Origin of the sequence: Lachnospira sp. (genome assembly GCF_016290755.1) — a bacterium.
GTDB classification, from domain to species: domain Bacteria; phylum Bacillota; class Clostridia; order Lachnospirales; family Lachnospiraceae; genus Lachnospira; species Lachnospira multipara.
Genome location: NZ_JAEEVD010000045.1, coordinates 1 through 20,611, shown reverse-complemented (window position 1 = coordinate 20,611; position 20,611 = coordinate 1). Strand labels below are relative to the sequence as shown.

General features: G+C 36.6%; 16 protein-coding genes. All 16 read right to left on the bottom strand.

What is annotated here, in order from left to right:
* Nucleotides 1-474: 474 nt before the first annotated feature.
* Complete coding sequence (locus QVA17_RS09995; protein ID WP_287388585.1) at nt 475-4,971, bottom strand: PolC-type DNA polymerase III; 4,497 nt, start codon at nt 4,969-4,971, stop codon at nt 475-477.
* Nucleotide 4,972: 1 nt separating this feature from the next.
* Nucleotides 4,973-6,028, bottom strand: a complete 1,056-nt coding sequence (gene ispG / locus QVA17_RS09990) for a flavodoxin-dependent (E)-4-hydroxy-3-methylbut-2-enyl-diphosphate synthase (RefSeq protein WP_287388584.1) — start codon at nt 6,026-6,028, stop codon at nt 4,973-4,975.
* Between the two features lie 143 nt (nt 6,029-6,171).
* Complete coding sequence (gene rseP, locus QVA17_RS09985; protein WP_287388581.1) at nt 6,172-7,548, bottom strand: RIP metalloprotease RseP; 1,377 nt, start codon at nt 7,546-7,548, stop codon at nt 6,172-6,174.
* Nucleotides 7,549-7,595: 47 nt separating this feature from the next.
* The gene (locus QVA17_RS09980; RefSeq protein WP_287388579.1) at nt 7,596-8,747 is read right to left on the bottom strand and encodes a 1-deoxy-D-xylulose-5-phosphate reductoisomerase; all 1,152 of its coding nucleotides are present in this window, start codon (nt 8,745-8,747) and stop codon (nt 7,596-7,598) included.
* Nucleotides 8,748-8,801: 54 nt separating this feature from the next.
* Nucleotides 8,802-9,611, bottom strand: coding sequence for a phosphatidate cytidylyltransferase (locus QVA17_RS09975; RefSeq protein ID WP_034245900.1), 810 nt, complete (start codon nt 9,609-9,611; stop codon nt 8,802-8,804).
* Between the two features lie 2 nt (nt 9,612-9,613).
* The gene (locus tag QVA17_RS09970) at nt 9,614-10,348 is read right to left on the bottom strand and encodes an isoprenyl transferase (RefSeq protein ID WP_180364719.1); all 735 of its coding nucleotides are present in this window, start codon (nt 10,346-10,348) and stop codon (nt 9,614-9,616) included.
* 139 nt (nt 10,349-10,487) lie between these two features.
* Nucleotides 10,488-11,039 carry a ribosome recycling factor gene (gene frr / locus QVA17_RS09965; RefSeq protein WP_287388573.1) on the bottom strand — a complete coding sequence of 184 codons (552 nt, stop codon included), beginning with the start codon at nt 11,037-11,039 and terminating at the stop codon, nt 10,488-10,490.
* Between the two features lie 26 nt (nt 11,040-11,065).
* Nucleotides 11,066-11,758, bottom strand: a complete 693-nt coding sequence (gene pyrH, locus QVA17_RS09960) for a UMP kinase (protein WP_027431322.1) — start codon at nt 11,756-11,758, stop codon at nt 11,066-11,068.
* Nucleotides 11,759-11,790: 32 nt separating this feature from the next.
* Nucleotides 11,791-12,516 (bottom strand): polymer-forming cytoskeletal protein, encoded by a 726-nt coding sequence (locus QVA17_RS09955; RefSeq protein ID WP_103952792.1) that lies wholly within the window; start codon nt 12,514-12,516, stop codon nt 11,791-11,793.
* Between the two features lie 169 nt (nt 12,517-12,685).
* Nucleotides 12,686-13,612 carry a translation elongation factor Ts gene (tsf, locus tag QVA17_RS09950; protein WP_027431324.1) on the bottom strand — a complete coding sequence of 309 codons (927 nt, stop codon included), beginning with the start codon at nt 13,610-13,612 and terminating at the stop codon, nt 12,686-12,688.
* Nucleotides 13,613-13,706: 94 nt separating this feature from the next.
* Nucleotides 13,707-14,441, bottom strand: coding sequence for a 30S ribosomal protein S2 (gene rpsB, locus QVA17_RS09945; RefSeq protein WP_027431325.1), 735 nt, complete (start codon nt 14,439-14,441; stop codon nt 13,707-13,709).
* Nucleotides 14,442-14,664: 223 nt separating this feature from the next.
* On the bottom strand, nt 14,665-15,543 hold the full coding sequence (locus tag QVA17_RS09940; protein WP_287388568.1) for a helix-turn-helix transcriptional regulator: 879 nt from the start codon (nt 15,541-15,543) through the stop codon (nt 14,665-14,667).
* A 13-nt stretch (nt 15,544-15,556) separates the two neighbouring features.
* The gene (locus QVA17_RS09935) at nt 15,557-17,884 is read right to left on the bottom strand and encodes an ABC transporter permease (RefSeq protein WP_287388565.1); all 2,328 of its coding nucleotides are present in this window, start codon (nt 17,882-17,884) and stop codon (nt 15,557-15,559) included.
* 1 nt (nt 17,885) lies between these two features.
* Nucleotides 17,886-18,653: an ABC transporter ATP-binding protein gene (locus QVA17_RS09930; protein WP_287388563.1), complete on the bottom strand. Its 768-nt coding sequence runs from the start codon at nt 18,651-18,653 to the stop codon at nt 17,886-17,888.
* A gap of 130 nt (nt 18,654-18,783) precedes the next feature.
* Nucleotides 18,784-19,299, bottom strand: coding sequence for a hypothetical protein (locus QVA17_RS09925; RefSeq protein WP_287388560.1), 516 nt, complete (start codon nt 19,297-19,299; stop codon nt 18,784-18,786).
* Between the two features lie 11 nt (nt 19,300-19,310).
* Nucleotides 19,311-20,549 carry a DUF6115 domain-containing protein gene (locus QVA17_RS09920; RefSeq protein WP_287388557.1) on the bottom strand — a complete coding sequence of 413 codons (1,239 nt, stop codon included), beginning with the start codon at nt 20,547-20,549 and terminating at the stop codon, nt 19,311-19,313.
* Between the last annotated feature and the right edge of the window lie 62 nt (nt 20,550-20,611).

Below are 20,611 nucleotides of genomic sequence, written 5' to 3'. Positions count from 1 at the left end.
GTTTCCGTTTAACATTACTGTTATTAAGGATAATCATTTCAAAACAAAATTGTTTTACGATTGATTACTCGCTTGAATATTTCAAAGAATTTTCAAGGTTGTCATTCTGTTCAGTTGTCAAGGTTCTAATCTTCAAAGCCTTGTGTTTACTGGCTTTGTTGATGTTTTGTTGTCGTTGCTCTGTCGCAACGGCTTATACATATTATCATCCCCAACACTTTATGTCAACACCTTTTTCGCTTTTTTCGCCAATTTTTTTACTGTATATTTTATCCTTATCTATCCTTTAAAAAATAGACTTGATTAAATCCGCATGGTTGCGAGTTTCCTTAAAATTAGGTCAAATTTTACTATAGCTTTAATATAAAAATACTCTTAATTTTTTCTATAAAAATAACCCTCTTTACTAATATAAGTTATCTAAAAAACTTCTTTCATACTTATATAGTAAAGAGGGTTTTATGTTACATTTTCTTAAAAATCAAATAAAGACAACTGGTTAGACTGAGCCATACCTTCTAGTAAGCCTAGATCTGATAGCTTATCTATTACAGTCTGTCCAATCTTAGCTCTAGTACGTAGGTCTTCCTTAGATAGGAACTTACCTGCACGAGCGGCGATTTCAATATTTTCACCGGCAGATTCACCAATCTTTTCTACTACCTTAAAGGATGGCATAATCTTGCCGTCTATTATCTGGAAGCTTCTTGCCTTGGCTTTATATATATCAATTGGCATAAACTCAAAGCCTCTAGCATACATTTCCTGCACAATACGCATATCGTGAAGTTCATCATCTTCCGTATTAGAAAGTGTGCCTTCTGCCTTCTTTTGTTTATATAGATTAATATAGTAGTCAAGTCTATCGCGTCCCATGGCCATTTTCTCATAATCAAAGGCTTTAGCTCTAATTGAGAAGAAGGCTGTGTAGAATTCTAGTGGATAGAATACCTTACAGTAGGCTACTCGCCAAGCCATCATTACGTAAGCTGCGGCATGGGCCTTAGGGAACATGTACTGAATCTTTTCGCAGGACCAAATGTACCAGTCAGGAATTCCCTTATCTAGTAACATTTGTTTCCACTCTTCCCACTTAGGCTCGGCGCCTTTAGCTACCTTACCTTTTCTTACAGCTTCCATGATTTTAAAGGCTGTCTCTGATTCAATTCCATTATAAATCAAGTAAGTCATAATATCATCACGAGTACAAATCGCTGTACTGATTGTGGCCTTGCCTTCTTTTAACAATTCTTGGGCGTTACCTAGCCATACATCAGTACCATGAGATAAACCTGCAATTCGAACTAAATCCGAAAACTTTGTTGGCTTTGTATCAATAAGCATCTGCATGGCAAAATCTGTACCAAACTCAGGGATACCAAGAGCTCCAAGCTTACAGCCATCAATATCTTCCGGCTTTATTCCAAGGGCAGATGTGTTCATAAATAAAGACATTACTTCCTTAGAATCAAGCGGTATTGTTAGTGGATCCATTCCTGTTAAATCCTGTAGCATTCGAATCATAGTAGGATCAAGGTGTCCTAAAATATCCAGCTTTAACAAGTTATGATCAATACTGTGGTAATCAAAATGTGTAGTAATAATTGGGGATGTCATATCATTTGCAGGGTGCTGTACCGGTGTAAATGTATGGATTTCATCGCCAAGTGGAAGTACTACGATACCACCAGGATGCTGTCCTGTTGTTCTTTTAACATCTATGCAACCATTAGAGATTCGTTCGATTTCACATCTTCTTTTAACAATCGGTGGAAGTCCCTGGGCGGCTCTTTTTTCATTCTTTTCTTCGATATATTTTAAAACGTAACCATAGGCTGTCTTTTCTGCAACAGTACCTACAGTTCCAGCTTTAAAGGTCTGACCTTTACCAAAAATAACTTCAGTGTAGGCATGGGCCTTTGACTGATACTCATTAGAGAAGTTAAGATCGATATCAGGCTCTTTGTTTCCTTTAAATCCAAGGAAAGTTTCAAACGGAATATCAAAGCCTAATTTGTCTAGTTTATGACCACATTTTGGGCAAACCTTATCTGGCATATCACAACCAGCACCACCGGCAAAGGCCTTAACGTCCTCTGAATCAAAGTCCACATAATAACACTCAGGACAAAGATAGTGAGGGCTAAGGGGATTAACCTCAGTGATACCGGCCATTGTAGCTGCAAAAGAGGAACCTACAGAACCTCTTGAACCTACTAAGTAACCATCATCATTAGACTTCCAAACTAGCTTCTGGGCAATGATATACATTACGGAATATCCATTGGAAATAATGGAATTTAGCTCTCTTTCTAGTCTTTCTGATACGATTTCTGGTAGTTCTGGGCCATATAGTTCATGAGCTCTGTCATAACAAATTTTCCTTAGCATTTCATCTGAATTTTCAATGACAGGCGGTCTCTTATCCGGTCTAACTGGCTCGATTTTCTCGCACATATCTGAAATTTTATTAGGATTAGTTACAACCACTTCAAAGGCCTTCTCTTCTCCTAAATAATCGAACTCATGTAACATTTCCTCAGTGGTATGAAGGTATAGAGGTGCCTGATTATCTGCATCATCAAAGCCCTTACCCGCCATAAGAATTCGTCTATAGACTTCATCTTCAGGATTAAGAAAATGTACATCACAGGTAGCTACTACTGGCTTTTTAAATTTTTCGCCAAGAGCTACTATCTTTCTATTTAAATCACGTAAGTCTTCTTCTGACTTTACATAGTAATCTTCCTTTTCAATCATAAAGGCATTATTGCCAATTGGCTGAATTTCAAGGTAGTCATAAAAGCTTACAATTCTTGCTATTTCTGCATTTGAACGACCATTTACCAAAGCTCTAAAAAGCTCGCCTGCCTCACAGGCTGAACCAATAATTAAACCTTCACGATATTTATTAATAAGGCTCTTTGGCATCTTTGGGAAACGGTTAAAATACTGTAAATGCGATGCCGAAATAAGTCTATATAGATTTATTCTTCCAAGTTCATTAGAAGCTAGAATAATACAGTGATACTGGTGTAATTTTCTAATAATATCATCTGTCATCTTAGCTTTTTCATTTAACTGGTCTAGAGTAAATATATCTCTTTCTTCAAGCATCTTTATAAATTTCACAAATATATCTGCTGTAGCTGCTGCATCATCAACCGCTCTATGGTGGCTATCAAGTACAACTGCTAAATGCTTTGTAAGTGTATCAAGCTTATAGTTGTGAAGATTTGGCATAAGGAACTGTGCAAGTGGCACTGTATCAATAATTGTAAAATCCACCTCTAGTCCTAAATCTTCAGCCTTATGGCCTATAAAACTTGTATCAAACATGGCATTATGGGCAACCACTGCGCTTCCCTTACAAAAATCTAAGAATTTCGGAAGGGCAACATCTATAGTTGGAGCATCCATTACCATTTGGTCATTAATATGAGTTAAGTTCTCAATTCTAAAAGGAATTGGAATCTGTGGATTGATAAAGGTAGAGAATCTATCTGTGATTTCTCCATTTTCAACCTTTACAGCACCAATTTCTATAATCTTATCTTCAATGGCTGAAAAACCTGTTGTTTCAATATCAAATACAACGAAGCTATCTCTTAAGGACTGGCTTTTTGAGTCCGTTACAATCTTTACTGTATCATCAACTAAATAGCATTCAACTCCATAAATTACCTTAAAATCAAAGTCCTTGCCTGCCTTTTTAGCACTCTTTTCTAATGCTTGCACCTTATGGAAGGCATCAGGGAAAGCTTGGGCTACACCGTGATCTGTAATGGCAATACTTCTATGTCCCCACTTATAGGCCTGATCAATAATATCCTGCACATAGGAAACACCATCCATATCACTCATCTTAGTATGGCAGTGAAGCTCAACTCTTTTATAAAGGGCGTCATCTGAGCGCACTACTCTTGTATCATTAGCTCTTCTAATACCAGAAACGTTAGAAATAGTTATTTCACCGTCGTATTTATCAAGCTGGGCAATACCCTTTAACTTAATAAAATTCTTCTCTTTAACTACGTCTAAAAGTTCCGGAAGCATTTCATTTTTACTAAAAATCTTTACAACGATAGAATCTGTAAAATCTGTCATTACAAAGCTTACAATAGTTCTCTCGTTTCTGATTTCTCTAAGATCAATGGATCTTATCATACCTGAGATAGCACATTCGCCAATGGCTGAGTCTATAGTTTTTATCTCAATTGGATCATCAAAGAAATCTCTACCCCAAAGCACATCGTCGTTGGCTTTTTGGCGTGCAAAATTAAGAGAGTTTCTGCTTCCTCCCCTTTCTCTTGCATTCATCTTTTCTAAGTAGGCTTTCTGCTTAGCTTCCTTTTCTTCCTTTAGCTTTTTAGCAGCCTTAACCTCTTCGTCAACTTCCTTGATGTTATTTTGAATTTCCTCAACTCTTCGTCTAACCTTGTAGGCCTTCTCTTCTTCAAATGAAGACTTAGACTCAACGAATTCGTATTCTACATCAATTTCAAAACCGAAACGGTTTAAGAATATTTGTTTAAAATAATCCACTAGATCTTCGCCATGGGCTCTTGATAGGAAACTATCTTCAATATAAAGGGCTAGATTATCGCTAGCTCTAAATTCCCACTTGGAATTTTTTAAAATGTTATACTCTAGCGTCCAGTATTTCTCTAATTCAAATAAAATACTGTCATAGTAAATATCCATAATATTCTGTGGATTATAATTTTTTGATAGCTTATATCTTTCGATAATTCTTACATCCATGTTCTGGATGCGAAAAACCTGCCTTTTTAAGGCAGATTCCACTTTATAAACAACTTCTTTTTCAATAATCCTACTAGAACTTATATAAATTCTAGCAAGAGAATTAGTTGATGTCTTAGTAACCTTAATTACCTCTACATCTTCAAAGTACGCTCTTAAGTTGTCTGGTAATTTTAGTGTCTTGAAAACATCAAAAAAGTTATACATATTATTTCTCCCAATTATCTAGTTCTTCCTTTAGAACATCAAATAACTGTTCTTCAGGAACCTTCTTTACAATTTCCCCATGTTTAATTAAAACGCCAACGCCCTTACCGCCAGCAATACCAAGATCTGCTTCCTTAGCTTCACCAGGTCCATTTACAACGCAACCCATAACTGCAAGTTTAAGGTCTAGGTCGTAATTGCTTACTTCTTCCTCTACGCGCTTTGCAAGACTAATTAAGTCAATCTGTGTTCTACCGCATGTAGGACATGATACAACTTCGATTCCGCCCTTTCTTAGCCCGAGCGTTCTTAGAATCTGCTTAGCTGTTAAAACTTCCTTAACAGGATCATCTGTTAGAGAAACTCTGATTGTATCACCAATTCCTTGATTTAGGATAAGTCCAAGTCCGATTGAAGACTTGATTGTTCCTGAAAATGCAGTACCAGCCTCTGTGATACCTACGTGAAGTGGATGATTACATTCCTTTGAAATTAATTCATGAGTCTTAACGCTCATTAATACATCTGATGACTTAATACTTACAACTAAATTATCATAGCCTAAGTCCTCAATTATCTTTACCTTATCAAGGGCTGATTCTACAATACCTTCAGCTGTTACGCCGTGGTATTTTTCAAGGATATCTTTCTCAAGAGAACCTGAATTTACACCAACTCTAATAGGAATATTTCTTTCCTTTGCTACGTCAACTACAGCCTTAATCTTATCCTTACCGCCGATGTTACCAGGGTTAATTCTAATCTTATCAGCTCCATTTTCCATAGCTTCAATTGCAAGTCTATAATCAAAATGAATATCTGCAACTAATGGGATGTTAATTTGCTTTTTGATTTCTTTAAAGGCAAGGGCTGCCTCGTGAGTTGGAACAGTGGCACGAATGATGTCACAACCAGCTTTTTCTAATGCTTTAATCTGAGCAACTGTTTTTACAACATCCTCTGTATGAGTATTAGTCATGGACTGAATCATAATAGGATTTCCGCCACCAATGACCTTATTACCAATTTTTACAACTTTAGTATTATCTCTATACATATTAAACTCCATTCAAAAAACAATTTTTATTTCATTATACTTTATATGCCTTTTAAATTTTTTTGTAAAGTAGAAAGCCTTCATAACTAATTACATTTTCCTAATAAAGCCAAATAAAATGCAACTTTAAGGGATTAATTAAATTAGAATAAAGAATAAATATCGTGGAATAAAACATAAACCATTAAAATTACTAAAAAGATTACACCAATAATTGTTACAATACCAGCATACTTCTTATCTATTGGCTTACCTCTAACCGCTTCAATTAGCAAGAAAATCAGCTTACCACCATCAAGACCTGGAATTGGTAAAAGGTTCATTACTCCAAGGTTTGCTGAAATAAGTCCACATAAATTAATTAAGTTTAAGAACACATAAAATGCACCATCAGACTTACTTTCTTCTACAATTTCACTCATGGCACTTACAGTTCCCACAGGACCTGAAAGGTTATTTACTGATAATTTTCCTGTAAATAACATGCCAAGACTATCAACAACTGTGCCTATATCATAGCCTACTTCTAGGAAGGCATACTTAACTGACTGAATTGGTGATAACTTTACTCTTTGGCCATAACAGCTAAAGCCTGTAACATAGCCTTCTGACTCACTTAATCTAGGAGTTGCAACTAGTGTTACATCTTCTCCATTACGAGAAACCACAAAAGTCATTTCCTCACCATTTGACGAAGTGATATAATCTGTTATTTCAGTGTTTGTGGAAACTTCATTACCATTTACACTCTTAATTACATCACCATCTTTAAAGCCAGCCTCACTTGCGGCAGAATCTTCACTAACGGAGCTTACGCCACCATTTTCACTAATCATAAGACCTAGAAGGTACTTACTTGTAACCTGATATTCAGGTGTGATTGTTGTCTTATACTTTTGACCATCTCTTAAATAAGTTATAGTAAATGTTTCATCTGCATGATAATTAATAAAGAAGTTATACTCTCTTGCAAAGTTGATTTTATCATTATTGATTGCAAGAATTAAATCTCCTTCTTCTAGACCTGCAGTAGATGCTACTGAATTATCGGCAACATAGTCAATAGTTGCAGGGTCATAGCCAATATTACCAATAATAATAATTGAGCAAACAAGGGCTAAAAAGAAGTTAAAGACTGGGCCTGCAAGAGTGATTGCAATTCTAGCCCAAACAGCCTTATTGTCATATGATCTTGATTCATCATATTTCTTTGCGAATTCTTTCTTTGCGGCTTCCTTCTTATCTTCAAAATCTTCATCATCTTCATCGGCATCAAGGCTATCTGTGACAGCCATTTCCATGTATTCGTCCCCAAGCATCATACAATATCCGCCAAAAAGAAAAAGTGAGAAACTATACTTAGTTTCACCCTTCTTGATTGTTAAAAACTTAGGTCCCATACCTACTGCAAATTCAAGTACGTGTACTCCATTTGCCTTTGCAATTATAAGATGTCCAAATTCATGAACAATAATAATTATACTTAAAACTAAGATTGCCAAAATGACATTTAAAATCATTGTAATCCTCCCAAATTATATGCTTAAGCTTTTAAGCTAGTTTGAGCTTAATTAAAGCTTTCCTTTAATAACTTATACACTTCCTGCTCTGTTTCTAAAATTTCCTCTACTGTTGGATTGTCAATAAATCTAACATTATCCATTGCAAATCTAATCATATCGTATATCTGTAAATACTTAATCTTTCTATCTAAGAAAAGGGCTACTGCATATTCGTTAGCTGCATTAAGAGCTGTTGGAATATTGCCTCCCTTAGCTGCAGCCTCATAAGCCATCTTAAGGCCCACAAAAGTATCCATATCAGGCTTTTCAAAACTAATCTGTCCTAATTTATAAAAATCAAGAAATTCCGAATTAGCTATAGGCTTTCTATCTGGATAGAAAAGGGCGTACTGAATTGGAAGACGCATATCTGGTGTTCCAAGCTGGGCCATAACACCGCCATCTTCAAATTCTACCATTGAATGAATAACGCTTTGTGGCTGAACTACAACCTGCACGTCTGTTGCATCTACTCCAAATAACCACTTAGCCTCAATTACCTCTAATCCCTTATTAACCATAGTGGATGAGTCGATTGTAATCTTTCTACCCATGGACCAGTTAGGGTGCTTTAGTGCGTCCTCAAGCTTTACATTTTCAAGGAAGGCTCTATCCTTACCTCTAAATGGGCCGCCACTAGCTGTTAGTAAAATCTTTCTAAGCTGAGACTTCTTCTCTCCATTTAAGGATTGGAAAATTGCTGAATGCTCGCTATCTACTGGTAAAATAGCTACATTCTTCTCCTTTGCAAGCTTCATAATAATATGGCCTGCGCAAACTAAAGTCTCTTTATTAGCAAGGGCAATATCCTTGCCTGCATTAATGGCCTCAATTGTTGGCTTAATACCCATCATGCCCACAACTGCTGTAAGGACAATATCAGCGCTTGAAATTGTAGCCGCCTCAATTAAACCTTCCATGCCATAAACGATTTTTAAATTCTTATTATCTACTAATTTAGCCAATTCTTCTGCTAATTCCTTAGTTGCCACACAGGCAAGTTCAGGCTTAAACTCCTCAATCTGCTTAGCTAAATCATTAATTCTTGTTCCACATGCTAATGCAACAACATTAAGATCATCCTTATAATTTCTACAAACATCAAGTGTCTGTGTTCCTATGGAACCTGTTGATCCCAAGATTGATACATTTTTCATAAAACTGCCTCCAATTAATAGTTACAAAAATTTAAGACTAAAGGGTCTTATAATTTAGAACATACCTGAAACTAAGTAGATAATCCAGTAAACTACTGGTGCTGTAAAAATTACGCTATCAAATCTATCTAGGATTCCGCCATGTCCTGGGATTAGGTTGCCATAATCCTTAACATCATAATTTCTCTTAATTGCTGAAGCTGCTAAATCACCAATAATAGAGATTAGAGCACCAACTAAGGATGCTGCAGCATAAACAATAATAGCCACTGATGATACATCTGCTGAAACTTCACTTATTACAAAGCCATAAATTGCGCCAAGCAAGCAAGCCCCTAAAACTCCACCAATTGCGCCCTCAACGGACTTCTTAGGTGAAAGAACTGGTGCCATCTTATGCTTTCCAAGAAATACACCTGTAAAGTAGGCAAATGTGTCATTACCCCATGAAGCTACAAAGATTAACCAAACAAGGTAAATTCCATTATCCATATCTCTAACAAGATAGATGTAAGAAATCATTACAGCTACATAAATAAGTGAGAAAAATGTCCACATAATGTCTTCAGCCTTATGCTTAGGAAATCTAAATACATAAAAGCTCATTAATACTAAAAAGGAAATAATAACAACAATCATATTATACTTTGTTGGATCTAGTAAAAGTAAAGCATAATAAGCTATTGCTGAAATATAGCTAATAATAGCTATTCCTGTTCTCTCAAGGTTTTTAACTCTGTTTAACTCATACATTCCAATTAGGGAAATACATAGGCAGGCGCCAAATAATAGCCAGCCACCAAAGCCTCCTGTAAGAGCTAATATTATAACCAAGAAAATACCACTAATAATTCTAGTTTTCACAACTAGTCCTCCTTAACACCGCCAAATCTTCTTTCGCGTTTATTATATTTTATAAAGGCCTTAACCAATTCGTCCTTGTTGAAATCTGGCCAATAGCAATCTGTGAAATAAAACTCTGTATAAGCTAACTGCCAAGGTAGGTAATTAGATAGTCTTTGCTCGCCAGATGTTCTAATAAGTAAATCTGGGTCTGGCATATAATTAGTGTCTAAATTAGCAGAAATCATATCTTCTGTTATATCTTCAGGCTTTAACTCTCCTAACTTTACCTTATCTGCAAGCTTTCTAACAGCTCTAGTAATTTCATCACGGCCACCATAATTAATTGCGATTGTAAATGTAAGACCTGTATTATCCTTTGTCTGCTCCTCTAAGTTGTCAATAGCTTCATTAATATCATCAGATAACTCATCTCTTCTACCAATAACTCTACAACGAACATTGTTCTTCATAGACTTCTTTACACAGTCCTTAAGATAAGTTCTTAAGATATTCATAAGTGTTCCTACTTCTTCATCGGAACGTTTCCAATTCTCAGTAGAAAAGGCATATACAGTAAAATACTTAACACCAAGTTCATCTACAGTATAGAGCATCTTCTCAACCACCTTACTACCCTGTAGGTGTCCATAGGTTCTTGGCATATGCTTTGCCTTAGCCCATCTACCATTACCATCTAGAATAACTGCCACATGTGCAGGAATTTTCAAATCTAATTCTTCGTTATAATAGTCCATTCTTCTTCTCCAATAAATTCTAATATAATCACATGAAAATGGTCTTTAAAAACCACCTGTATTATAACATAAAAAGCCCCATTAAGCACACCTACTTCAGTCTGCTTAATGGAGCCTAGACTTTTAGTTTAGCTAGTAATTAAACTGTAAGGATTTCCTTTGACTTATCTTCGATTGCCTTGTCAATTAAAGCAACGTACTTATCTGTAAGTTTCTGAACATCATCCTCTAAGTTCTTAGCTTCATCGTCTGAAATATCTCCAGCCTTATTCTGCTTTTTAACATCGTCATTAGCATCTCTTCTGATGTTACGAATTGCAACCTTAGCATTGTCACCCTTCTTCTTAACATCCTTAGCTAATTCCTTACGTCTTTCCTCTGTTAATTCAGGGAATACTAATCTAATAACCTTACCATCGTTATTAGGAGTAATTCCTAAGTCTGAAATCAAGATTGCCTTTTCGATCTCCTTGATTAAGCTAGCTTCCCATGGTTGAATCTGAATAATTCTAGCTTCTGGAACTGAAATGTTAGCCACTGACTGAAGAGGTGATGGAGTTCCATAGTAATCAACTCTAATCTTGTCTAAAATATGTGGGTTAGCTCTTCCAGCTCTAATGCTTGAATATTCATCATATAAAGCATCGATTGATTTCTTCATTCTATCTTCGAATTCTTTAATATTGCTCATTGTCTTCTACCTTTCTTATTATCTTTTTATGCTGTAACGATAGTTCCGTTAAACTTACCAGTAAGTGCATTAACAATACTATTCTCTTCCTCTAAACCAAAGATCATAAGAGGAACCTTATTCTCCATACACATAACTGATGCTGTTAAATCAATAACACCAAGCTTCTTCTCAACTACTTCTTCAATTGAAATAGAATCATACTTCTTAGCATTAGGATTGATCTTAGGATCACTATCATAAACGCCATCAATTGCCTTTGCAAGTAAAATTGCATCTGCATCAAGTTCAATTGCTCTAAGGGCAATACCTGTATCTGTTGAGAAGAATGGATGTCCTGTACCACCTGCAAAGAAAACTACCATACCCTTCTCAAAATACTTATTAGCTCTATCCTTAGAGAAAAGTTTTGTCATACTACCACATTCAAAAGGAGTAAGAATATTAGTTTTAAGACCACATGATCTAAAAATCTCTGATACATAGATACAATTCATGATTGTAGCTAACATACCAATCTGATCAGCCTTTGGTCTATCGATGTTATTATTAGAACGTCCTCTCCAATAATTTCCACCACCAATAACGACGCCTACATCGATTCCTTTATCGATAACTTGCTTTACCTGACCTGCAATGTTCTCAATAAGTGCATCGTTATAACCGCCTTCCTTAGCAGCCAATGCTTCACCACTAAGCTTAAGTATTACTCTCTTAATATCCTTCACAATAAGCCTCCATTAATTGCTTTTTATCCAAAAATTGCGTTAGTATCAATATCAGAGTAGCACTGTGAGCATCTACCATCGATAGTTGCACCATTGTTAATCTGTACTGACTTAGACTTGATATCACCAACAACGATTGCTGTTGAATCAACAATAACTGGACCCTGCACATCAATATCGCCCTTAACAGCGCCAGCAATTACAGCTGATGTTGCAGTAATGTTACCAACAATAACTGTGCCCTGTCCAACCTTTACTGAACCCTTTGCATTAATATCGCCATTAATCTTAGCGCTATTAGCAAAGATTTCATTAGCTTGAGAATTACCAGCAAGAACGCCACTTACTGTTAACTTTCCTCTACAAGCTACATTTCCTGTTACGGAACCAAAAATATCGATTGAGCCTACTGACTCTAAATCGCCTGTTACTTTTAAACCAGCTGTAATAACAGCTGTTTCATCAGCGATCTCTTCTCCATCATCGCTAACTTCTTCTTCCTTACTAGCAGTTTCCTGTTTAGTTTCTTTTACACTCTTAGACTCTTTTTCTTCAAGCTTTGTATTAAGCTTATCTGAAATAGTGTCTTCTGCCTCCTTCTTTAATTCAGCAGCCATCTGAGCTAATTCTGGATCATCCAATGTGTCTACCATCTCTTCTACTTCCTCATTCTCTTTCTCGTAATTCTCGTCTGTCAAATCGTTAAGATCTTCTGATATGTCATCTTTGAAATCCTTAAAAAAACCCATCGATACATTTCCTCCCATAAATTACATCTAGCTTAAACAAGCAAAATGTCTACATCTACTCATATAAACATTTTTAAGTTAGTATAGCATAAAAGCGTCAGCCACACAAGTGACTGACGCCCATAAATTCTAACTTTTTCTAATAAATTATTATTTATTAAATATAGAATTAAGCTAACTGAGCTGCAACTTCTGCTGCGAAATCTTCCTGCTTCTTCTCGATACCTTCGCCTGTTTCGAAACGAACAAAGCTCTTGATTGAGATGTTAGCATTGTTAGCCTTAGCTACTTCTGCAACGTACTGAGCAACTGACTGCTTACCATCTTCAGCCTTAACATAAACCTGATCTACTAAACAGATTTCCTTAAGTTCCTTGTTAATTCTACCCTTAACCATACCTTCGATAATCTTATCGTTAGCATCTGGCTTCTCATTCTTAGCTGCTGCTGTAATGATTTCTGTTTCCTTAGCAAGATATTCCTGATCAACTTCTGCTCTTGTTGTGTAAAGTGGCTTAAGAGCTGCTGCCTGCATAGCTACGTTCTTAGCCATTTCTCTAATAGCTTCGTTATCAACATCTGTTTCAACGTCAACTAAAACACCGATCTTACCACCCATGTGGATGTAATCAGCTACGAAACCGTTAGTTGCTTCAACCTGAGCAAATCTTCTGATCTTAAGGTTCTCACCGATAATAGCTACCTTGCTAGCAAGTTCTTCAGCTACTGTCTTAGATTCATCAGTTGCACACTTTTCTGCTAAGAAAGCGTCAATGTCTGTAGCTGTTGTTGTAAGAGCCTGATTAGCAACTTCTGCTACGTATGCCTGGAAATCAGCGTTCTTAGCAACGAAGTCTGTTTCTGAGTTAACTTCTACGATTGCTGCCTTGTTACCTTCGATAACAGTCTTAACAATACCTTCAGCTGCGATTCTACCAGCCTTCTTAGCTGCCTTAGCAAGACCATTCTCTCTTAACCATTCTACAGCCTTATCCATATCACCATCTGTGTTAGAAAGTGCCTTCTTACAATCCATCATGCCGGCACCTGTTGATTCTCTTAATTCCTTAACCATTGCTGCTGTTACTGCTGCCATGTCAAAACCTCCATAAAAAAATTATTCTCTTTATAAACATTGTGTCTGCCTAAATGACAGACACAACTTAATTATATTGGTTATATTAGTTAAATTATTCAGCGTCTGCTACTTCTTCTGTTTCTTCAACATAAGAATCAGCTTCTGCACCCTGATTAGCTTCGATAACAGCATCTGCCATCTTAGCAACGATTAACTTAACAGCTCTGATAGCGTCATCGTTACCAGGAATAACATAATCTAATTCATCTGGATCACAGTTTGTATCTGCGATACCGATTAACTTAATACCTAAAGCCTGAGCTTCCTGAACACAAATTCTTTCCTTCTTAGGATCTACGATGAAGATAGCATCTGGAATCTTAGTCATATCCTTGATACCACCAAGGTTCTTCTGGAGCTTTTCAAGTTCCTTCTTTAAGTTGATAACTTCCTTCTTAGGAAGAACATCAAATGTTCCATCTTCCTGCATAGCTTCGATTTCCTTAAGCTTAGCAATTCTTGACTGAATTGTTCTGAAGTTAGTTAACATACCACCTAACCATCTTTCGTTAACGTAGTACATACCACATCTTTCAGCTTCTGTTGCGATAGCATCCTGAGCCTGCTTCTTTGTACCTACGAAAAGAACTGTACCGCCTTCTGCTACGATATCAGAAATTGCCTTGTAAGCTTCGTCAACCTTACCTACAGACTTCTGTAAATCGATAATATGGATACCATTTCTTTCTGTGTAGATGTACTCAGCCATCTTAGGGTTCCATCTTCTAGTCTGGTGACCAAAATGTACACCAGCTTCAAGTAACTGCTTCATTGAAATAACGCTCATTGTTATACCTCCATTGGTTAAATAATCTTCTATAGGCTTCTTCTTTTAGAACCACCGATGCGTTACTATCGGCACCAAATCTAAAATCCACCTACATGTTTAGTCTCAAACCACGATATTATATCAGTTATTAGAAAAAATTTCAAGTCCATATCTAATAAAATCTATACTTTAAATTCAAAATTTCTTGGCTTCCCTTGTAGCGTGGGCGTAAAGCTGAAATTTATCTCTCAACCTCAACAATCAGCTCGGAGAATATGCCTGATATGTTGATTGTATTTTCGGCAGTTTCGTTTTCTTCAAGCTTAACAATTTCTCCGTTTTTGCGGGTGATGAGCTTGCATTTTCTGCCGTTATTTGAGAATTTGTAGGTATCTGCATTTTCAAGGTGAACAATCGCTTTCGCTTTGAACTGGTTTATATCAAGTTTTGTACAGTTACCTGAAATAAAAAATTCGTAGTCAGTCTTTGTGGTAAACTCCAGACTTCCCTCTGTATCCCGGATAAAAACCTTTTCTGCGTCGCCGTCGTACTCAAGTCGGCTGATGCGTAAATCCTCAATAAAAAGTTCCTTAACGCTTGCGCAAAGCTCTGTATGCTCGGTAAACTTTTCAGGGAGTAAAAGAGTAATATCCACGCTTTCCTGTGCTTCAAAACGGCTGACGCCCTTTTTATTTACAAGTTCAACATCCAACTTATTACGTTTTTCGTCAAGTTTCACCTTGAAAAGAGAGCCAATTTCATCAAGTATTTCGGAAGAAAGCACAATATGGATTTTTTCATCCACACCTGTTTTGATAGTAATTTTCCTTGCACCGCCCAAGTTTATATCAAAATGCTTGCCGGTGTCGATGTCATAAACTGTTTCGCTTTCGAAAACCACCGGCTTTTCTTCCTGTTTTTTGACCTCTTCAAGCACAAGCTCATCGAGAGTGAGCTTGAAAAGCTCTGCGAGGATAATCATATTTTCAACATCAGGCAGACCTCGCTTGGTCTCCCATTTTGTTATAGCTTGACGGCTTACTCCTATTTTCTCAGCAAGCTGTTCCTGAGAAAGTCCCTCTTTTAATCTGTACTGCTTTAATTTATCACCAAAATCCATTTTTGCCTCTCCCTTATTCCTTAATGAGTACATATGCTGAAATCTTCCTTATCGGCATACACAAAATAATACTTATCATAATGTTTACTAAAATCTGAGCTACTGCAAATAGCATTAAAAAGCCAAATGAAATCTCAATGTTATTTTTCATGACACCCAAAGTCTCAAAAATAAATTGATAGATTGCCGGCATATAATAAATTGCCAAAAAGCCAGAAAGCACAATTGCCACCATCGACACAGGCATAAATGAACCTGTTGTCTGTAAAATAAGCTGTGAACTTGTGTAGCCCATTGCTTTGTAAATACCTAACTCCTGTCTTCTTTTTACAAGCAGAGACTTGATAACAATATATAAAATAAATAACACAACGAGAATTGTTACCGCACAAATTGATACTACAAGCACCACAGTGATACCCATATACATATCCTGTGCTTCAGTTTGAAGCTTGTAAGAATTCACTGTGTCTGCCACCAATGCAGAGTAATCGGATTTATATTCCTTTGTAATCTTTTCGGCATTTTCAGCATTTTCAAGATACACATAAAGGTATGGAGTCTGATTTTGGTTAAAGAGACTGTTGTATCCTTCTATGCTCAGTTCACAAAGCTCGCCCTGTAAATTTACGCTTTGCACAAAGCCTGTAACCTGAAAGCTTTTTGTGATACCGTCCACCGTCACGCTGACTGTATCACCGATTTTAAAATTTTCTTCAAAAACACTGCCCAAAGCGATTTCATCTGCATCTTTCGGATTTTCACCCATATAACATACATCATTTCTCACCTTTGAGAAGTCCTCGCAAGCAAAAGCAGTCACTGTTTTATCTTCAATTTTAACAATTGCAGACATGTATTTCAATGTATTTTGCACACGATTATCCTTATCAAGTTTTGACTCAAGCACACTCATGCTGTCGCTTTTAGGATAAATAATCACATCCGCTACTTCATCTGACAAAGCAGACATGAAATTATCCGGCTCAACTACTACATTGTAGAATAGTGTGCCTGAAAATGCTATGAAAACCGTCAGCACAAAAGACACCAGAAAGAGCATTATATTCTGTTTTGTAGAGGCTATCATCTGCTTTAAGACAAGCAGGAATTTTGTATTGCCTCTGTTTTCTTCAAACGGAAAATAATTTTTCTTTGTGTGCTTTGAACTTATATTACCTCTTAAGCCGTCAATAGGCTGAGTTTTCTTGATTTTTCGTGCGGATATATATGTGAAGAACGAAACAACACTGCAAAGAATACAAGCCACACATACAAAGCTCAGCAAATCAAAGCTAACAGCAAACGAAAAACCTGACTGAACAGTAAGCAGCAAGCAAAGCACAGGAAGTAAAGTGTAAGACAGACCAATACCGAGAATTGCAAACAATAGCGAAACAATAGCATAAGACAGTGTAATACTCGCTACAATCTGAGCACTTGTATAACCCAGAGCTTTAAGCACGCTCATATTTGTAATTTCGGACTCAATAGCATTTTTAACTTTGAAGTTACTTAGGAATACGCTAACTGCAAGGATGATTAGTGCAAAAGCGGTTAAAATAAGTACAAGCAGATCCGTAACCATTGTCCGTGTGCCCTTTACGCTTTCGCTGTCAAGAATTGATAAAACCATAACACCTTTGTTCTCAATTGCTTTGCTGACATCATCTTTCACTTCATCAAGGCTTGCATCGCTCTTTACACTCATTGAATATTCAACCACAGACTTGTCACTATAAGAATTTGCAAGCTCTGCAAACTCTTCTTTTGGTAAATAGGCGCACAGCAAACCCGAACCATAGTTGCCGTACTGCATTTCTTCAATCACACCTGCCACAGTGTAACTATGGAACTTGCCGTCAATTGCATAAACGATTTCGTCATTCACAGCAAATCCACCAAAGTTGGATACATAAAGTGGGATATAGATTGGATCGTCAACATTATTTTTGCTTTCACTCACAAGTTCATAATTGTTAAGAGTACGCTTGTCGTCAATGTTATAAAACACTGTGTTCATTGAAAAATCCGCACCATTGAAATCCTTGACAGTAGCTTCTGTCATAAGAGCAGTTATGCTTTCGATTTTCTCTACCTTTTCGATTTCATCAATTGCTTTTTCAAGTTCACTGCTGTTTGGGACCTCAGGAACAATTGCGGTAAGCATTGCGGTACTTAACTTTTCAAACTTTGTATCATAAGCCCTATCTACCTGACACAGCAAAACCGCTGCACAATTTAATATTAGAGCAGTTATCAGAATGATAACGCCGAATGATATAAAGGAGGTTTTTTCTTTTTTTAAGTTGTATAAAATCTGATTTGCTATTTTTTTCATATTACCATCCCATCTCTGTTAAAAAGTTGTTTAACTTTGCTTCACGGTCTTTACTTTCATTTGTGTAACCCCCAAGGTCACACTCACCGTAGATCATGCCGTCTTTAAGATATAACACACGGTTGCCTCTTAAGGCTGTTTTCTTGTCATGAGTTACCAATATAATGCTCTGACCATCATTATGAAGCTTTGTAAAAACATCAAGAACCGCAGTTGAGTTATTTGAGTTCAGTGCACCTGTGGGCTCATCGGCAAAGAGAATCTCGGGTTTATTTATAACTGCCCTTACAATGCCTGCTCGCTGAGCCTCACCGCCCGACACCTGAGATGGGAACTTTTTGCGTGTTATCTCAGGAATATTAACAAGCTCGAAAAGCTCTTTGGCATATTTCACTGAGTCCTTTTTGCTTGTTCCTGACAATGCACTCGCCGTAAGTACATTATCCATAAGGCTCATCTTATCAAGAAGATAAATCTGCTGAAAAACAAAACCACAGTTCTTTCGCCTGAAAATTGCCAGCCTATCATCACTTAAAGATGTAATTGTTTTGTCGTTCCAAACAACTTCGCCAGAGCTTGGCCTGTCCATTCCCGAAAGGGAGTAGATCAGTGTGGACTTGCCTGCACCTGAACTACCCATAATCACAGTAAAGTCACCCCTATATATATTAAGGTCTAGATTTTCAAAAATTGTCTGCTCTGTGTCACCTGTGATAAAACTCTTTTTAAGTTTAGTTGCCTTGATAATGATTTCTTTTTTGTTACTCATAACAATGCCTCCATCAGTATTTTGATTTACACTCGCATCTTACACAAAATGAAAAAGTAGCACCACCAACACCTGTTTACAAATAAAAAAACGGACGCTACTTTCCGTAGCATCCGCTTAAAATCAAAGTTTACTGATGTGTAATAATCTTTGCAATATTCTCATAGGAATCACCCTTTGTTAAAGTGTAAGTTCCTATTCTAATCTTTGTATCATAACCAGTATCATACATATACTTACTAAATGCAGATACATCTGAGATTACCCCTGCATTGTAAATAATATTAAATACTTCCTTTGTTGAAGTACCTGATGGAATTTCAATTGTAGCTGTTGTTGAAGCAGCTGTAGTAGCTTCTGTAGTTGCCTCAGTTGTAGCCTCCGTTGTGGCCTCTGTTGTAGCTTCAGTTGTGACTTCTGTCTGACTTTCTGTAGCTAGAGTTGTCTCTTCTACATTTTCATTAGAGCTCTTAGTTTCAAAAGAGATTGTGTCACCGTTTTCTTCCTGAACTGTATATGAAATATATGCTGATGTTGTGTCTTCGTTTGCTGTTGTGTTAGTTGTGACTGCATTAGCTATAGTTAAAATGCTTGCACTAACAATAACTCCTGCGCCAAAACCGCCTAAATACTGCTTGAATCTCATATTACCCCTCCTTACTTAGTTTCTTTATAAAGATCTACTACTAATTTAACCTCGCCAATACCAAGATTTAAGTATTTAGCAATATCCTTATTAGAGAAACCTAAGCTTGAAAGCTTTAAGATTCTATCATTATTAGAAGCGTCGCTGTCAAATTCAACGTCGCTAATATTCTTCTTTAAAAGGTCTAGCTTTCTTTGATCAGAAGTCTTTTTAGTGCTTGTCTTTCTTGTAGTGCTCTTCTTTACTGTTGTTTCAGACTTCTTTCTTGACTTTGAAACCTTCTTAACTTCGTCTGCTGCCACCTCAGGAACTTCTGTAGTGTCTGCTGCTTCTGAAAGCTTTGAAGTCTTTGTTTCTGTAGCTGTTTCTGTAGCTGCAGCTGCACTAGTAGCCTCTGCCTTAACTTCTTCAAAGCCAACTGACTCTTCAAATTCAAAACCTTCTAATACATCTGCCTCATCATCTAATTCTGCATCTTCCTTAGCTTCATTACTAGTTGATTTCTTAGCAGATTTCTTTATCTCTTCAATATCTGTGATTACATCTGAAAATGGATTGGCATCCTCAGCTTTAATAAAGTCCTTTTTTTGATTCTCTTCAGAAAGGATAATATTTTCCTTTTCTTTAGCAAAATCAACTACCTTAAAGACTTCCTTATCTACCTCAGAAGCTACCTTCTTTCTTTCAAGTTCTTCTGCTTGAGTCTTTCTCATAGTTAAATTCTTATCTCTATTAGAATCGCTTTTCTTTACTAGCTCTTCTAATCTTTGACGGGCCAAATCCTTTACTTCCTCACCTTCATTTAATTCAGGCGCAGAATTTAGCTCCTCTTCTTTATTGACATTTTCCTTAACCTCAGCATGAATCTTTTCAACCTGTCTCTTTGTTATATTAACATCCTTTACAGTTGACTTGATTTCCTTAGCCTTTTCATTGAGCATGTCATATAAAAATACTGTTTCGTTGTGATTTCTGTTGATTTCACCAAGTACATTTTCAGCATACTCATTCATCTCTAAAATCTTAGTGTTAGAAATCTTATCAAGAGAACTTTCAGTCTTCTCTGTTACATTAAGAATCTGAGCATCAATAATTTCGTTGATCTGCTTTCTTAACTTATCTTGCTGCTCCTTTGTAAGTTCAGAGGATATCCCCTGGCTTTCCTTGTTATCCTTGTCGAAATTAAATACAATGCTTAATACGACACAGATAATTCCAATAATAATTAAAGTTACACTAACGGTTGTCATATAACCCTCCCATTAATTTTTTTAGATTTTAATATCGAAATCCGTGCTTCCCTGTCCTTTAA

What these genes read in the sequence shown, in the direction of transcription:
- QVA17_RS09995 (WP_287388585.1), bottom strand. Translation starts at nt 4,971, where the DNA reads ATGTATAACTTTTTTGATGTTTTCAAGACACTAAAATTACCAGACAAC.
- ispG (WP_287388584.1), bottom strand. Translation starts at nt 6,028, where the DNA reads ATGTATAGAGATAATACTAAAGTTGTAAAAATTGGTAATAAGGTCATT.
- rseP (WP_287388581.1), bottom strand. Translation starts at nt 7,548, where the DNA reads ATGATTTTAAATGTCATTTTGGCAATCTTAGTTTTAAGTATAATTATT.
- QVA17_RS09980 (WP_287388579.1), bottom strand. Translation starts at nt 8,747, where the DNA reads ATGAAAAATGTATCAATCTTGGGATCAACAGGTTCCATAGGAACACAG.
- QVA17_RS09970 (WP_180364719.1), bottom strand. Translation starts at nt 10,348, where the DNA reads ATGGACTATTATAACGAAGAATTAGATTTGAAAATTCCTGCACATGTG.
- frr (WP_287388573.1), bottom strand. Translation starts at nt 11,039, where the DNA reads ATGAGCAATATTAAAGAATTCGAAGATAGAATGAAGAAATCAATCGAT.
- QVA17_RS09955 (WP_103952792.1), bottom strand. Translation starts at nt 12,516, where the DNA reads ATGGGTTTTTTTAAGGATTTCAAAGATGACATATCAGAAGATCTTAAC.
- tsf (WP_027431324.1), bottom strand. Translation starts at nt 13,612, where the DNA reads ATGGCAGCAGTAACAGCAGCAATGGTTAAGGAATTAAGAGAATCAACA.
- rpsB (WP_027431325.1), bottom strand. Translation starts at nt 14,441, where the DNA reads ATGAGCGTTATTTCAATGAAGCAGTTACTTGAAGCTGGTGTACATTTT.
- QVA17_RS09940 (WP_287388568.1), bottom strand. Translation starts at nt 15,543, where the DNA reads ATGGATTTTGGTGATAAATTAAAGCAGTACAGATTAAAAGAGGGACTT.
- QVA17_RS09935 (WP_287388565.1), bottom strand. Translation starts at nt 17,884, where the DNA reads ATGAAAAAAATAGCAAATCAGATTTTATACAACTTAAAAAAAGAAAAA.
- QVA17_RS09930 (WP_287388563.1), bottom strand. Translation starts at nt 18,653, where the DNA reads ATGAGTAACAAAAAAGAAATCATTATCAAGGCAACTAAACTTAAAAAG.
- QVA17_RS09925 (WP_287388560.1), bottom strand. Translation starts at nt 19,299, where the DNA reads ATGAGATTCAAGCAGTATTTAGGCGGTTTTGGCGCAGGAGTTATTGTT.
- QVA17_RS09920 (WP_287388557.1), bottom strand. Translation starts at nt 20,549, where the DNA reads ATGACAACCGTTAGTGTAACTTTAATTATTATTGGAATTATCTGTGTC.